The sequence below is a fragment of the Hydrogenophaga sp. YM1 genome, assembly GCF_016903055.1.
Classification (GTDB): Bacteria; Pseudomonadota; Gammaproteobacteria; order Burkholderiales; family Burkholderiaceae_C; genus Hydrogenophaga; species Hydrogenophaga borbori.
Window position 1 is genome coordinate 722,927 of the sequence record NZ_CP070223.1, and the last position, 12,667, is coordinate 735,593.

The 12,667-nt window shown below is 71.0% G+C and carries 14 protein-coding genes; 2 read left to right on the forward strand and 12 right to left on the reverse strand.

Going from position 1 to position 12,667, the window contains the following annotated elements:
• The first annotated feature begins 30 nt into the window (after positions 1-30).
• Positions 31-339, forward strand: coding sequence for a hypothetical protein (locus JNX00_RS03540; protein WP_070400817.1), 309 nt, complete (start codon positions 31-33; stop codon positions 337-339).
• A 7-nt stretch (positions 340-346) separates the two neighbouring features.
• Here the strand turns inward: JNX00_RS03540 and JNX00_RS03545 are convergent, their stop codons facing one another.
• From JNX00_RS03545 to JNX00_RS03600, 12 genes are all read right to left on the reverse strand, one after another.
• A complete protein-coding gene (locus JNX00_RS03545; protein ID WP_204744096.1) occupies positions 347-859 on the reverse strand; it encodes a hypothetical protein in 513 nt (170 codons plus the stop codon).
• Positions 860-962: 103 nt separating this feature from the next.
• The gene (locus tag JNX00_RS03550; RefSeq protein ID WP_204744097.1) at positions 963-1,841 is read right to left on the reverse strand and encodes a sugar phosphate isomerase/epimerase family protein; all 879 of its coding nucleotides are present in this window, start codon (positions 1,839-1,841) and stop codon (positions 963-965) included.
• Positions 1,841-3,025, reverse strand: a complete 1,185-nt coding sequence (locus JNX00_RS03555; protein ID WP_204744098.1) for a dihydrodipicolinate synthase family protein — start codon at positions 3,023-3,025, stop codon at positions 1,841-1,843. Before JNX00_RS03555 ends, JNX00_RS03550 begins: the two co-directional genes overlap by 1 nt.
• A gap of 131 nt (positions 3,026-3,156) precedes the next feature.
• The gene (locus JNX00_RS03560) at positions 3,157-4,332 is read right to left on the reverse strand and encodes a Gfo/Idh/MocA family oxidoreductase (protein WP_204744099.1); all 1,176 of its coding nucleotides are present in this window, start codon (positions 4,330-4,332) and stop codon (positions 3,157-3,159) included.
• Between the two features lie 38 nt (positions 4,333-4,370).
• A complete protein-coding gene (locus tag JNX00_RS03565; protein ID WP_070400822.1) occupies positions 4,371-5,342 on the reverse strand; it encodes a tripartite tricarboxylate transporter substrate binding protein in 972 nt (323 codons plus the stop codon).
• A 27-nt stretch (positions 5,343-5,369) separates the two neighbouring features.
• Positions 5,370-6,725 (reverse strand): enolase C-terminal domain-like protein, encoded by a 1,356-nt coding sequence (locus tag JNX00_RS03570; RefSeq protein ID WP_204744100.1) that lies wholly within the window; start codon positions 6,723-6,725, stop codon positions 5,370-5,372.
• A complete protein-coding gene (locus tag JNX00_RS03575; protein ID WP_204744101.1) occupies positions 6,722-7,552 on the reverse strand; it encodes a sugar phosphate isomerase/epimerase family protein in 831 nt (276 codons plus the stop codon). Before JNX00_RS03575 ends, JNX00_RS03570 begins: the two co-directional genes overlap by 4 nt.
• Positions 7,549-9,048 (reverse strand): tripartite tricarboxylate transporter permease, encoded by a 1,500-nt coding sequence (locus JNX00_RS03580; protein WP_070400824.1) that lies wholly within the window; start codon positions 9,046-9,048, stop codon positions 7,549-7,551. The genes JNX00_RS03575 and JNX00_RS03580 overlap by 4 nt, the downstream gene beginning before the upstream one ends.
• Positions 9,049-9,060: 12 nt before the next feature.
• Entirely contained in the window at positions 9,061-9,564 is a 504-nt protein-coding gene (locus JNX00_RS03585) for a tripartite tricarboxylate transporter TctB family protein (protein WP_204744102.1), read from the reverse strand.
• An 18-nt stretch (positions 9,565-9,582) separates the two neighbouring features.
• Positions 9,583-10,590, reverse strand: coding sequence for a tripartite tricarboxylate transporter substrate binding protein (locus JNX00_RS03590; protein WP_204744103.1), 1,008 nt, complete (start codon positions 10,588-10,590; stop codon positions 9,583-9,585).
• A 78-nt stretch (positions 10,591-10,668) separates the two neighbouring features.
• Entirely contained in the window at positions 10,669-11,319 is a 651-nt protein-coding gene (locus tag JNX00_RS03595; protein WP_070400827.1) for a TetR/AcrR family transcriptional regulator, read from the reverse strand.
• A 118-nt stretch (positions 11,320-11,437) separates the two neighbouring features.
• Complete coding sequence (locus JNX00_RS03600; protein WP_070400828.1) at positions 11,438-11,836, reverse strand: DUF4148 domain-containing protein; 399 nt, start codon at positions 11,834-11,836, stop codon at positions 11,438-11,440.
• Positions 11,837-12,046: 210 nt separating this feature from the next.
• On the opposite strand from JNX00_RS03600, the gene JNX00_RS03605 reads away from it, so the two are divergent.
• On the forward strand, positions 12,047-12,646 hold the full coding sequence (locus JNX00_RS03605; RefSeq protein ID WP_070400836.1) for an NAD(P)H-dependent oxidoreductase: 600 nt from the start codon (positions 12,047-12,049) through the stop codon (positions 12,644-12,646).
• Positions 12,647-12,667 lie beyond the last annotated feature (21 nt).

Genomic DNA, 12,667 nt, shown 5'->3' on the forward strand with positions numbered 1-12,667 from the left:
CACACAACGCCCCCGCTCAGGCCCGCTCCCATGTCCCAACCGCTGCTCGGTCTCGTCCTGTCCCTTCTTGCCACCACCGCCCTGGCCGCGCCCGACCCGCAGTGCGCCGAGTACGACACGCTGCGCGCCCAGCGCGACAAGGCCTTGCAGGCGAAGAACCTGCCGCAGTACTGCGGCGCCCTGTCCGGTCTGATCCGCCTGATGCCGGCCACGCCCCCCGCACCGGCGCGGCTTCAGTGCGAGGCCAGGGCCACGGGCATGAAGGTGGAGACCTGGCTGGGCATCCGCCCCGACGTGATCGCCAACATGAAGAGCACCTGGGACGGACAGTGCCGCTGACCCACCGTCACTGAGGCCGGTCGGCGCCGGCCTTCACCTGGGACAGCTTGCAGTCCTTCTTCAGGAACAGGTCGGCCAGGTGTTCGCTGCGCGCCTGCGTGCGCTCCAGGGCCTGCTCCGCGTTCATCTGCCGCGTGGTGGCCTGCATCATCTTGTCGACGCTGTCCTGCATGTCGGCCCGGCGCGCCTCGGCCGCGGCTTGCATGGCATAGCCCTGCACCTGCGCGCCGCCCGGGATCAGGCCGAGCAGCCCGCCGCCGATGGCCGAGCCCATGCCGCCGCGCGCGCCGCTGGCCTGCTGCACCATCTGGTTCTGGATGTCCGTCATGGCCTGCTGGGCCTGCAGGGCATCGGCCCGCTGCGCCTCGCTGGCTTGCTCCAGGGCCTGGCTCTCCGCGTAGATCTGCGCGCAACTCAGTTCACCGTCGCCCAGCTTGCGCACGCTTTGCGCGCCGCCGACCACGGGGGCGAGAGCCAGCAGGCCATACAGGGACAAACGCGTGAACGGGGCGGGCGGCATGGGGCTCCTTCGTGCGGGGCGGGGCCGCGCGGGCGGCGATCCGGCCAGTGTCGGGCAGGCGCCACCCGCCGGGAAGTGACCCAGGTCACACCGCGCCTGTGACTCAGACCACAGTGCGGTGCCGGGCGATGCAGGTTTGCAGCACCTCGTCGTGCCCGCGCCGCCACCAGTGGCCGGTGGAGAAAATTTCCACCTCGCTGAAGCCCCCGAAGCCCTGGTCCTCCACCCAGCCGCGGATGCGCGGGATGTCGATCACGCCGTCGCCCATCATCCCGCGGTCGTTCAACAGGTCGGTGGTGGGCGTGAGCCAGTCGCACACATGGAAGGCCAGCAGGCGCTCGCGGCCCGCGCGTTCGATCTGCGCCCGCAGCTTAGGGTCCCACCACACGTGGTACACGTCCACCGCCACGCCGAGCGCGCCGCTGCGCCCGGGGTCGAGCGCGTCGCACACGTCCAGGGCCTGCTCCAGGGTGTTGATGCAGGCGCGGTCGGCCGCGTACATGGGGTGCAGGGGCTCGATGGCCAGCGGCATGCCCTTGTCCTGCGCGTAGTGAAGCAGCTCGGCGATGCCCTCGCTCACCTGCTGGCGCGAGCGCGCGATGTCCTTGTGCGCGGCCTGGCCCGTCAGGGCGCCGGGCAGCGCGCCCACCACCAGCACCAGGCAGGGCGCGCCGAGCTCGCAGGCCTCGTCCACGGCGCGGCGGTTGTCGTCGCGCGCGGCGGCCAGGCCGGCCGCGTCCACGGCGGGGAACATGCCGCCCCGGCAGTAGCCCGAGAGCTTCAGGCCCAGGGCCTTGACCTGCGCGGAGACGGCCTTCAGGCCGGCGGCCGCGACCTGGTCGCGCCAGGGCGAGATGGCGGGAATGCCGTGGCGCGCCACGGCGTCCAGGATCTGCGGCAGCGGCAGGTCCTGGCCCTGGCTCTTGCGCACTGTGGCGGTGTTGATGGACAACCAGCGGTGGTCGGTGGAGAAGTCGCGCATCACTCGATCCCGTGCAAGGCCAGCAGGGTCTTCATGCGCCGCAGCGCCAGCTCGGGCTGTTCGAGCAGGTTCGCGGCGTCGGCCAGGCGGAACAGCTCGGCCAGGTGCGGCAGTGAGCGCGTGCTTTGCTGGCCGCCCACCATGCTGAAGTGGCTCTGGTGGCCGTTGAGCCAGGCCATGAAGACCACGCCCGTTTTGTAGAAGCGCGTGGGCGCCGCGAAGATGTGGCGCGACAGCGGCACCGTGGGGCCGAGGATGTCGTGGAACTGGCGGGTGTTGCCCTGCGCCAGTGCACCCAGCGCGGCGCTGGCGGCGGGCGCGATGGCGTCGAAGATGCCCAGCAGCGCGTCGCTCTTGCCGTGGGTGGGCTCGCTGCCCCAGCCGTCGCCCGCGATGAGTTCGGCGTAGTTGAAGTCGTCGCCCGTGTACATGCGAACGCCGGCCGGCAGGCGCCGGCGCATGGCGATCTCCTTGTCCTTGTCGAGCAGCGAGATCTTGATGCCGTCCACCTTGCCGGCGTGCGCTGCGATGATGCCGAGCGCCGTGTCCATCGCGGCGTCCAGGTCCCGGGTGCCCCAGTAGCCGCCGAGCGCGGGGTCGAACATGTCGCCCAGCCAGTGCAGCACCACGGGCTGCCGCGCCTGGCTCAGCACGCGGCCGTAGACGCGCTCGTAGTCGGCCGGTCCCTTGGCCACGCGCGCCAGCGCGCGGCTGGCCATCACGATGAGCCGGCCGCCGAGCTTCTCGATCGCGGCCATCTGTTCCTCGTAGCCGGCGATGACCTCGTCGACCGTCTTCACGTGCTCCAGCACCAGGTGGTCCGTGCCGCAGCCCGAGGCCACCAGCGCGCCGGGGTGGTCCTGGGCGGCGTCGAGCGAGCGGCGGATGAGTTCCAGCGAGGTCGGCCAGTCCAGGCCCATGCCGCGCTGCGCGGTGTCCATGGCCTCGGCCACGCCCAGGCCCAGCGACCACAGGCGCTGGCGGTAGGCGATGGTGGCGTCCCAGTCGATGGCGCATTGCAGCCAGGGGTCGATGGCCGCGCGCGGGTCGGCCACCACGTGCGCGGCCGAGTAGGCAATGCGGTTGAATGTCAGGCCCGGTGTGGGTTTCACCGGCGCGCTGCCGCGCAGGGTGTAGGCCTCGATCGCGCCCGAGGCGGTGGGCAGTTGAAGGGACAAGTTCATTGTTCGGATGCCGAGGCGACTCGCGTGAGGTGATCTGATCGGGAGACACCGCGGAACCGGCTGTGCCGGGCCGCAGGTGTCGCCCCCTGGAGGGGGTCGCGCGAAGCGCGGCGGGGGTGGTTCACTTCACTTCAGACCTTCAGCGCCGGCACGTCGATCCAGCGGCGCTCGCTCCAGCTCGCCAGCGCGGCCTCCACCAGCTGCACGCCCTTGGCGCCTTCGGGCAGGGTCCATTGGTAGGGCGCGTCCTCCACCACGTGGCGGATGAAGTGCTCCCACTGGATCTTGAAGCCGTTGTCGTAGACCTGGGTGTCGGGCACGTCCTGCCACTGCTCGGAGAAATTCATGGTGTTCTTCACGTCCGGATTCCACACCGGGCGCGGCGTGTTCACGCGGCTCTGCGCCTTGCAGCCGGTCAGCGTGGCGACGGCGGACCCGTGGGTGCCATCGACGTGGAAGGTCACCAGGTCGTCGCGGTTGACGCGCGTGGCCCAGCTCATGTTGAGCTGCGCGATCACGGGCTCGCCGTTGTGGCCGGTGAGCTCGGCGGTGGCGTAGGCCGCGTCGTCCGCGGTGCACTCGTAGGGCTGGCCGGCCTCGTCCCAGCGCTTGGGGATGTGCGTGGTGCCGATGCAGGACACCGCCTTCACCTCGCCGAACAGGTTGTCCAGCACGTAGCGCCAGTGGCACATCATGTCGAGGATCATGCCGCCGCCGTCTTCCTTGCGGTAGTTCCAGCTCGGGCGCTGGATGGGCTGCAGGTCGCCCTCGAACACCCAGTAGCCGAACTCCAGGCGCACGCTGAGCATGCGGCCGAAGAAGCCGGCGCGGCGCAGCATGTCGAGCTTGCGCAGGCCGGGCAGGAAGAGCTTGTCCTGCACGGCGCCGTGCTTGAGGCCCTGCTTCTTTCCGGCCTCCTGCGCCAGGCGCGCGATCTCCACCGCCTCGTTCAGGTTGGTGGCGATGGGTTTCTCGCAGTAGACGTGCTTGCCCGCGCGGATGGCCTTGGCCAGCAGCGTGGGGCGCATCTGGGTGGTGCCGGCGTCGAAGAACACCGTGTCGGCGGGGTTGGCCAGCGCGGCATCGAGGTCGGTGCCCCAGCGCGCGATGCCGTGCGCCTTGGCCAGGGCCTCGATCTTCTCGGCGTTGCGGCCGATGAGGATGGGGTCGGGCATCACGCGGTCGCCGTTGCTCAGGGCGACACCGCCCTGGGCGCGGATGGCGCAGATCGAACGGATGAGGTGCTGGTTCATGCCCATGCGCCCGGTCACGCCGTGCATGATGAGGCCGAGTGTCTTGACTGCCATGTGAAGGTCCTTGCTGGTGCTGTCGTCGTGCGGGGGATTCAGTTGCCGACCTGCAGGCCGGCGGCCTTGACCAGGGCCGCGTTGGCCTTGATCTCGTCCTTGATGTAGGCGTCGAACTGCTCGGGCTTGAGCGTCCAGGCGTCGGCGCCGAGCTTGAGGAAGCGTTCCTTCACCTCGGGCGTGGCCAGGGCCTTCACCACCTCGTCGTGCAGGCGGTTGACGATGTCGCGCGGCGTCTTGGCCGGCGCCATCATCCCGATCCAGAAGTTGAACTCGGAGCCGGGCACGCCGGCCTCGGCGGTGGTGGGCACCTCGGGCAGGGCGCTGGCGCGGCGCGGCGAGCCCACGGCCAGGGCGAGCAGCTGGCCGTCCTTGATCTGGCCGATGACGGGCGCGATGGGCGAGAAGTAGTAGTCCACGCGGCCCGCGATCACCTCGGTCACGGCCTCGGCCGAGCCCTTGAAGGGGATGTTCACCGCGTCGATCTGCGCGGCCATCTTGAACTTTTCGGCGTTCAGGTGCGTGGCACTGCCCTGACCGGCCGAGGCGAAGTTCATCTTGCCGGGGTGGGCCTTGGCGTGGGCCACGAGCTGCGGCAGGGTCTTGAGGTTCTTGCCGGGCGCGATCACCAGCACGTTGGGCGTGGAGGAGATCGGCGTGACCCCGGCGAAATCGTTCGCGGTGTCGAAGGAGAGTTTCGCGAAGGTGGAGGGGCTCACCGTGTGCGAGGACGAGTGGATCATGATGGTGTAGCCATCGGGCGCGGCCGTGGCCACCGCGGCCTGGCCGATGGTGCCGCTGGCGCCGCCGCGGTTGTCCACGATCACCGGCTGGCCCATGCTCTGGCTCATCTTGTCGGTGATGGCGCGGGCGATGATGTCCGTGGTGCTGCCGGCGGCGAACGGCACGATCACGCGGATCGCCTTGTTCGGGTAGCCGCCCTGCGCGGCGGCGGGCAGGCCCAGGGCCAGGGTGGACACGGCCAGGGCCGCGGCGAAGAGGGTTTTCATGGGTCTCCTTGGGGGTGATGGGGGAAGTCAGTCGATGGCTTTCAGGCGGCGCCACAGCGGCGCCGCCGCGCTGGCGAAGCCCGGCGTGTGCAGCGAGCGCAGGTCCAGCCGGCCCTCGCGCACCGCGAGGCGGGGCCGGCCGCCGCCGTTGTCGTAGAAGCCCGCGTGGGCGCTGGCGAAGGCCTGGGCCTCCTCGGCGGGCGCGCTGCCGAAGCCGTCCACGTAGTGGTGGCCGTTGCGCTCGATGTGGCGCACGCCCAGGCTGGCGGCGAGCAGTGTGTCCTGCTGCACCGCCAGGCCAGCCTGGCAGGTGAGGTCCTCACCCGACAGCAGCAGGCGCGGGTCCTGCGCGATGCGCCGCGCGTTGCGCAGCGAACGGTAGATGCCCTTGCAGGCCTTGCTCGAGATGCCGCGGTAGCCCAGGGCCAGGCCTTCGTCGAGCGCGTGGGCGTGGTCGTCGGATTCGTCGAGGATCACGGGGACGTCGATGCCCAGCGGCGCGATGGGTTCGCGCAGCGCCACGGCGCGCGCCAGCGGCTGCTCCAGCAGCAGGGTGCGCCGCAGCAGATCGGCCAGCGCGGGCGTGGCGCGCAGCGCCTGCCAATAGGCGCCCAGGCTGGCGGCGTCGGCGAAGGTTTCGTTGCCGTCCAGCGTGACGCGGTGCTCGGGCGCGTGCGCGCGCAGCACGGCGGCGATGCGCGAGAGGCGGTCCACGTCGGCCTCGATGCGCCCGCTGAGCTTGAGCTTGAAGTGGTGCAGGCCCTGGCGGCGGATGGCGGCCTCCAGCGTGGCGGGCAGGCCGTCGCCGGGGTCGCTGCCGGGGTCGTCGTCGTTGAGGCGGTCGGCCAGGCCGACGGTGTGGCGCAGCACCACCGCGTCGGGGCGGGCGATCGTGAGGCCCGCGCTCCAGGGATCGCCGAGCGCACCGGCGCGCAGGCCGTCCACCCACGAGAGGCCGGCCGCGCGCAGGGCCGCGTCGGCCACGGCCTTGTCCAGCAGCGCGGCGCCGAACTGCGCGGCCAGGCGCGGCAGGCCGCGGGCCACCGACACGGCGATGGCCGATTCACCACCCGACTGCGAGTGCGCGAAAGGCGTGAGCGGATCGCGCTGGGCCAGCAGCGCCTCGCGCGCGTTGCGCAGCGACTCGCGCAGCTGCTCGAAGTTCTGTTCGTGCGTGAGCGCGGGCGACTTGTCGAACCACTTGGGCACCATCAGCTCGGCGCCGGCGCCCTCCACGCGGCGGCCCTGGGCCTCGGCGTGCACGCGCACGAAGGCCTGCGGGCATTGCGTGACGGTGGCCGCGCCGAAGCGAAAGGGCAGGCGCAGCGTGACGTGTCGCTCGTACAGCTCGATGGCGTGCAGGCGCAGGTTCACGCCGTTCATGTCAGCTGGCTCCAAAGTTCGTGCACGTGACGCGCGCTGGCCTCGGCGCAGCCTGGGCCGTCGGGCATGTAGTCGAAGGGCTCCACCGCCACCCAGCCGGCGTAGGCGCTGTCCTTGAGCGCCTGCAGCACGGGGCGCTGGTCGGTGTCGCCCTGGCCGGGGCCGCGCCGGTTGTGGTCGTTGAGCTGCACGTGCGCGATGTGCCCGCTGGCCAGGAAGCGGCGCAGCACCTCGTGCACGGGCTCGCTCTCGCTGTGCGAGGCCGCGCTCACGTCGAGCATGGTGCGCAGCGCGGGCGAGCCGATGCGGTCCACCAGGTTGGCGGCCTCGGCCACGGTGTTGATCACCGGCGTCTCGAAGCGGCCCAGGGGTTCCACGCAGTAGGTGACGCCGGCCGCGGCGGCGTGCGGCGCGAGCTCGGCCAGCGCGGCCTCGAAGCGCGCGAGCGCGTCGGCCACGCTCTGCCCCGGGCCGGGCGAGCGCTGGCGCGGCGAGCCGTGCACCAGCACGCGCGCGCCGCAGGCGGCGGCCAGGTCGATCAGCTGGCGCAGCAGGTCCAGCGTGCGCCGGCGCTGCGCGGCGTCATCGCTCACCAGCGACAGGCCCTCGGGCCGCATCAGTAGCCAGTGCAGGCTGCTGATGGCCAGGCCCTGCTGTTGCGCCGTGTCGCGCCAGCGGCGCGCGTCGGCGGCGCGCAGCGTGGACGGGTCGTCGGCCAGGGTGAAGGGCGCGAGTTCCAGCGCCGCGTAGCCCCAGCGCGCGGCGGCCTCGCACTGCGCGGCCAGCGGCAGCGGGTGCAGCACCTCGTTGCACAGCGAGAGCTTCATGCCGGCGCGCGCCCCGTGCGGGAGGGGCGGACCAGGGACCACACCCGCCAGGCGATGGTGGCGAAGATCAATGCCGCCACGGCGGCGGCGATGGGCCGGGTGAAAAAGGGCGTGAGGTCGCCGTCGGAGAGGATCAGCGCGCGGCGCAGGTTCTTCTCCAGCAGGTCACCCAGCACGATGCCCAGCACCAGCGGCGCCATGGGGTAGCCATGGTGGCGCAAGGCGAAGCCGATCAGGCCGAAGGCCAGCATCACGTAGATGTCGAACAGCCGGCCCGCGATGGCGAAGCTGCCGACGGCGCAGAGCACGAAGATGATGGGCACGATCAGGTGCTGGGGCACGCGCAGCACCTGCACCAGGGCCTTGGTGAGCACCAGGCCGTAGATCAGGATGCCGATGGTGGCGAACAGCATCATGGCCACCACGTCGTACACGAACTGCGGGCTCTCCACCATGATCATGGGGCCTGGCTTGACGCCGTGGATGATCATCGCGGCCATCAGCACGGCGGCCGGCGCCGAGCCCGGAATGGCCAGCGTGAGCACCGGGATCATCGCGCCCGGCACGCAGGCGTTGTCGCCGGTCTCGGCGGCCATCAGGCCTTCCACCGAGCCCTTGCCGAATTTTTCTTTCTCCTGGCTGGCGCGCTTGGCGGCGGCGTAGGACGACCAGGCCGCCACGTCCTCTCCCACGCCAGGGACGATGCCCACGCCGGTGCCGATGAGGCCCGAGCGCAGGATGGTGCGCCAGTACTGGAAGACGTCGCGCAGCTTGGGAATGACGGTGTCGAAGGCGCTGATGGTCACCGGCGCCTGGCGCGCGCGCATGCTGGTGAGCAACTCGGCGAAGCCGAAGGCGCCGACCAGCGCGGGCACCAGCTGGATGCCACCCGCCAGGTCGCGCAGGCCCCAGGCGAAGCGCTCGTAGCCGTACTGCGGCTCTTGTCCGATGGTGGCCACGAACAGGCCCGCGATGCCGGCGATCCAGCCCTTGAGCGGGTCGTCGCCGGTGAGCGTGCCGGCGATGATGACGCCGAACAGCGCGAGCCAGAAGAACTCGTAGGCGCCGAACTTCAGCGCCAGGCCGCCCAGCACCGGCGTGAGCGTGGCGAGGAAGAACATGCCGATCAGCGTGCCCATCACCGAGCCGGTGGTGGCGATGCCCATGGCGCGCCCGGCCAGGCCCTGGCGGGCCAGGGTGTAGCCGTCCAGGCAGGACGCGGCCGAGGCCGGCGTGCCCGGGATGTTGAGCAGGATGGCCGAACGCGAGCCGCCGTAGATGGAGCCCACGTAGGTGCAGATCAGGATCAGCAGCGCCTGCGAGGGCGGCAGCTTGAGCGTGAGCGTGGTCATGAGCGCCAGCGCCATGGTGGCCGTGAGGCCGGGCAGGGCACCCATGACCACGCCCACCAGCGAGGCCAGCAGGGCCAGGCCGATCGTCGAAGGCGAGGAGAAGTGGGCGATGGATTGGCCGAACAGGAGCAGACCGTCGAACATGGTGCGTGAAGCTCAGGGAAGGCGGACCAGGAAGATGGACTGGAACACCCAGGTGACCACGGCCGAGGTGAGCGCGCCGGCCAGCAGCGCCACCGCCAGGCGGCGCGCGGCGCGCTGCTCGCTCGGCGCGTACAGCGCCACGAAGGCCGCGACGAAGGCCGCCGTGGCCAGCCAGAACGGCAGGCGCCCGATCAGCACCGCCGCGTAGGCCAGCGTCAGCGCCAGCGTGGCGGCGATGCGTCGGTTGATCAGCGGCGCGGGGCCGGCTTCAGGGGCGCCGCCCGTGCGGGCGGCCTGGCGCCGGCGCGTCCAGCCGCGCAGCATCAGCACCGCGCCCAGCAGCACCAGGGCGCTGCCCAGCAGGCCCGGCACGAAGCCCGGCATGGCGTAGAGCTGCGCGCCCATGGACTCGAAGCGCTCCATGCGCCAGGAGCCGATCAGGATCAGCAGGCCAAAGCCCACCCAGCCCGCCCCGCCCCGCAGATCGGAGCGGGCGGCGGTTCCACCCTCGGTCATGTGGGACCCCGCGGTGCGTCAGGGCTTGGGGATGCCCACGGTGTCGGGCGACACCTTGGCCTTGCCGGCGGCCTGCTGCGTCCAGGCATAGGCCTGGACCGCGGGGAACACGGCCTTCTGCGCTTCCTCGCCCGCCATCGGCGCGAACATGGCGCCGCGCGACTGCGCGTACTTCTTCAGCGCCTCGCTCTTGCTCATCTCGGTGGTCCAGAGGCGGTTGAGCGTCTGCGCCACCTCGGGCGGCGCGGCCTTGGGCACGAAGACGCCGAAGTAGTTGATCGGGTCCTTGAAGCCCGGGATGAACTGCGACAGCGGCGGAATGGTGCCGAAGCCTTCGATTTCGATCGACTTGTCGCCCACCACCGCGAGCGGGCGGATCTTCTTGGCGCGGATCATGTCGGTCTGCTCGGCCGCGAGCTGCGTGGTCACCTGCGTCTCGCCCGAGGCGGCGGCCACCGCGGCCGGCGCGCCGCCGTCGTAGGTGACGTGCTTGTAGGTGACGCCGGCCGCGCGCGCCAGCGCCTCGATCGCCGAGTGGCCGCTGGAGTTCACGCCCGCCGTGGCCACCGAGACCGTGCCCGGGTTGGCCTTCATGGCCTTGAGCAGGTCGTCCATGGTCTTGTACGGCGTGTCCGCGTTGACCCCGACCACCGCGATGTGCGCCACATTGAGGTACAGGTTCCAGTCGGCGATGGAGGTGTCCAGCATGCCCAGCACCTTGTAGGTGCCCAGGTCCTTGGCGCCGCCGGCCGTCCAGGTGTAGCCGTCGGCCGGCGCGGCCAGCGCGTTCTTGGTGCCCACCGAGCCCGAGGCGCCTGGCTGGTTCAGGATGACGATCTTCTGGCCCAGGTGCTTCTCCAACTCGGCCGCGGTCACGCGCGTGACCTGGTCGGTGGAGCCGCCGGGCGCCCAGGGCACGATCAGCGTGATCGGGCGGTCGGGCTTCCATTGGGCGAAGGCGCCGGCGGCGGCGGCGGCGAGCAGGGAGGCGGCGAGCAACTGGCGCAGAGGCCGGGCGGTGGTCATGCGATGTCTCCTGGGGGTTAATTCACCGAACGGTTAATGCTAGGAACCGCTCCCCCCGCCGTCAAGGCGCCCGCCGGCTCAGCCTCTCAGGACATACCCTAGGATCACGTCGCACATGTGCGAGAGCCGTTCGTTGAGGGCCTTGGGGGCCATCAGGTCGCGCCCGAAGATGGCCGACAGCGTGTGGTTGTTCGACAGGTAGAAGTACGCCAGCCCGGCGATCGACACGTAGAGCTGCACCGGGTCGATGCCGCCGCGAAAGCTGCCCTCGGCCTGGCCGCGCTCGATGATGTCCTGCAGCATGAGGACCAGCGGCGAGTTCAGTTCGCGCGCCCGTTCGGACTGCGCCAGGTGCCGCGCCTTGTGCAGGTTGGCGCTGTTGAGCAGGGTGAGGAACTCGGGGTGCTCGAGGTAGTAGTGCCAGGTGAACTCCACCAGGCGGCGCAGCGCGGTTTCGGGCTTGAGGTGCAGCAGGTTGAGCTTGTGCTCTTCTTCGCGGATGTGGTGGTAGGTCTGCTCCAGCACCGCCTGGAACAGCCGCTCCTTGTCTGCGAAGTAGTAGTAGATGAGCCGCTTGTTCAGGCCCGCGCGCTCGGCGATGCGGTCCATGCGCGCGCCGCCCAGCCCGTGTTCGGAGAACTCGTCGCGCGCGGCCTTGAGGATGGTGGCCTGCGATCGGTCGGCGTCGCGCAGGCGCTCTTCGGGGGCCACGGGGGAGGGCTTGTTCACGCGCTTTAATTCTCTATTGAGTTAATTAAGTCCAGTATCGCAGATCGGATTCTGCGGGACGGCGCGGGCGCAAAAGAAAACGGCCCCGCAGGGCCGTTGTCGTGGAGGCGTTGGCCGCTCAGTGGGCGGTCACGGCGGGCTGGCCCGACTGCACCAGCTTGTCGCCGGCCACGGCGCGCAGGCCGGCGGTGCGGATCTGCTCGACCTGGGCGGGCGTGGCCACCGGCAGGATCTCGCCGCTGGCGATCAGGCCCAGGCGGCGGGCTTCGATGGTCTCGGCGCGGACCTGCGCACGGCTCAGGCCGCTGTCGGCCACGGTTTCCTGCACGGGGACGATCTCGCCACGGGCGACCAGGCCGGCCCGGTTGGCTTGCACGGCCTGGGCCTGCACTTCGGCGCGGCTCAGTGTGGATTGGAAGTTGAAGACTTCGTTGCCTTCGATGGGGCCTTCGGCGAAGGCGGCACCGGCGCCCAGGGCAAGGGCGATGGAGAGGGCGAGGTTTTGAGCGGTTTTCATGGCAATTCCTTGAAGATGGGTGGCTGTTGGTGGTGTTTGTCTGTCAATGCCGTTTTCTGTTTGGCATGGGTGTACTTTAGGGTTTTCCCCTAGTCGAAAAAACCACCCCGGGGGCAACGCAGCGTTTCTGTTTCCGCAACGGTGGGGGCCGGCGCCCGCCCCTTGACGCCCGTCAAGCCCCCGCCGCCGCGCCCGGCCTACAGTGCGCGCATGGTCCCGCCACCCGCCCGCGTGCTCATCGTCCAGGGCCACCCCGAGCCCGGGACCTCCCACCTCTGCCATGCGCTCGCGGACGCCTACGCCGCGGGCGCGCGCTCGGCCGGCCACGCGGTGCGGCAGATCCGCGTGGCGGACCTGGACTTCCCCTTGCTGCGCAGCCCGGGCGAATGGGAGCGCGGCGCCGTGCCGGCCGCGCTGGCGCCGGCGCAGGAAGACATCCGCTGGGCGACGCACCTCGTGCTGGTGTACCCGCTCTGGCTGGGCGGCATGCCGGCCTTGCTCAAGGGCTTTCTCGAACAGGTGGCGCGGCCCGGCTTCGCGTTTCGCTACGACGCGACCAGCGCGCTCGGCACGCGCCGGGGCCTGGGCGGGCGCTCGGCGCGCGTCGTGGTGACCATGGGCATGCCCGCGCTGGCCTACCGCTGGTTCTACCGCGCCCACAGCCTCAAGGCGCTCAAGCGCAACATCCTGGGGTTCGTGGGTTTCGCGCCGGTGCGCGACACGGTGGTGGGCGGGGTGGGGCGGTTCGGCGCGCGGGACGTGGCGCGCTGGCAGGCCCGCTTGCGGGCGCTGGGCGAGCGCGCCCGCTGACGTGGGCCGGTACCCCGCGCG

Excerpts from the sequence above, each read along its gene's own strand:
- JNX00_RS03590 (WP_204744103.1), bottom strand. The coding sequence starts at position 10,590 with ATGACCACCGCCCGGCCTCTGCGCCAGTTGCTCGCCGCCTCCCTGCTC.
- JNX00_RS03545 (WP_204744096.1), bottom strand. The coding sequence starts at position 859 with ATGCCGCCCGCCCCGTTCACGCGTTTGTCCCTGTATGGCCTGCTGGCT.
- JNX00_RS03580 (WP_070400824.1), bottom strand. The coding sequence starts at position 9,048 with ATGTTCGACGGTCTGCTCCTGTTCGGCCAATCCATCGCCCACTTCTCC.
- JNX00_RS03540 (WP_070400817.1), top strand. The coding sequence starts at position 31 with ATGTCCCAACCGCTGCTCGGTCTCGTCCTGTCCCTTCTTGCCACCACC.
- JNX00_RS03550 (WP_204744097.1), bottom strand. The coding sequence starts at position 1,841 with ATGCGCGACTTCTCCACCGACCACCGCTGGTTGTCCATCAACACCGCC.
- JNX00_RS03570 (WP_204744100.1), bottom strand. The coding sequence starts at position 6,725 with ATGAACGGCGTGAACCTGCGCCTGCACGCCATCGAGCTGTACGAGCGA.
- JNX00_RS03585 (WP_204744102.1), bottom strand. The coding sequence starts at position 9,564 with ATGACCGAGGGTGGAACCGCCGCCCGCTCCGATCTGCGGGGCGGGGCG.
- JNX00_RS03605 (WP_070400836.1), top strand. The coding sequence starts at position 12,047 with ATGGTCCCGCCACCCGCCCGCGTGCTCATCGTCCAGGGCCACCCCGAG.
- JNX00_RS03565 (WP_070400822.1), bottom strand. The coding sequence starts at position 5,342 with ATGAAAACCCTCTTCGCCGCGGCCCTGGCCGTGTCCACCCTGGCCCTG.
- JNX00_RS03560 (WP_204744099.1), bottom strand. The coding sequence starts at position 4,332 with ATGGCAGTCAAGACACTCGGCCTCATCATGCACGGCGTGACCGGGCGC.
- JNX00_RS03600 (WP_070400828.1), bottom strand. The coding sequence starts at position 11,836 with ATGAAAACCGCTCAAAACCTCGCCCTCTCCATCGCCCTTGCCCTGGGC.
- JNX00_RS03555 (WP_204744098.1), bottom strand. The coding sequence starts at position 3,025 with ATGAACTTGTCCCTTCAACTGCCCACCGCCTCGGGCGCGATCGAGGCC.
- JNX00_RS03575 (WP_204744101.1), bottom strand. The coding sequence starts at position 7,552 with ATGAAGCTCTCGCTGTGCAACGAGGTGCTGCACCCGCTGCCGCTGGCC.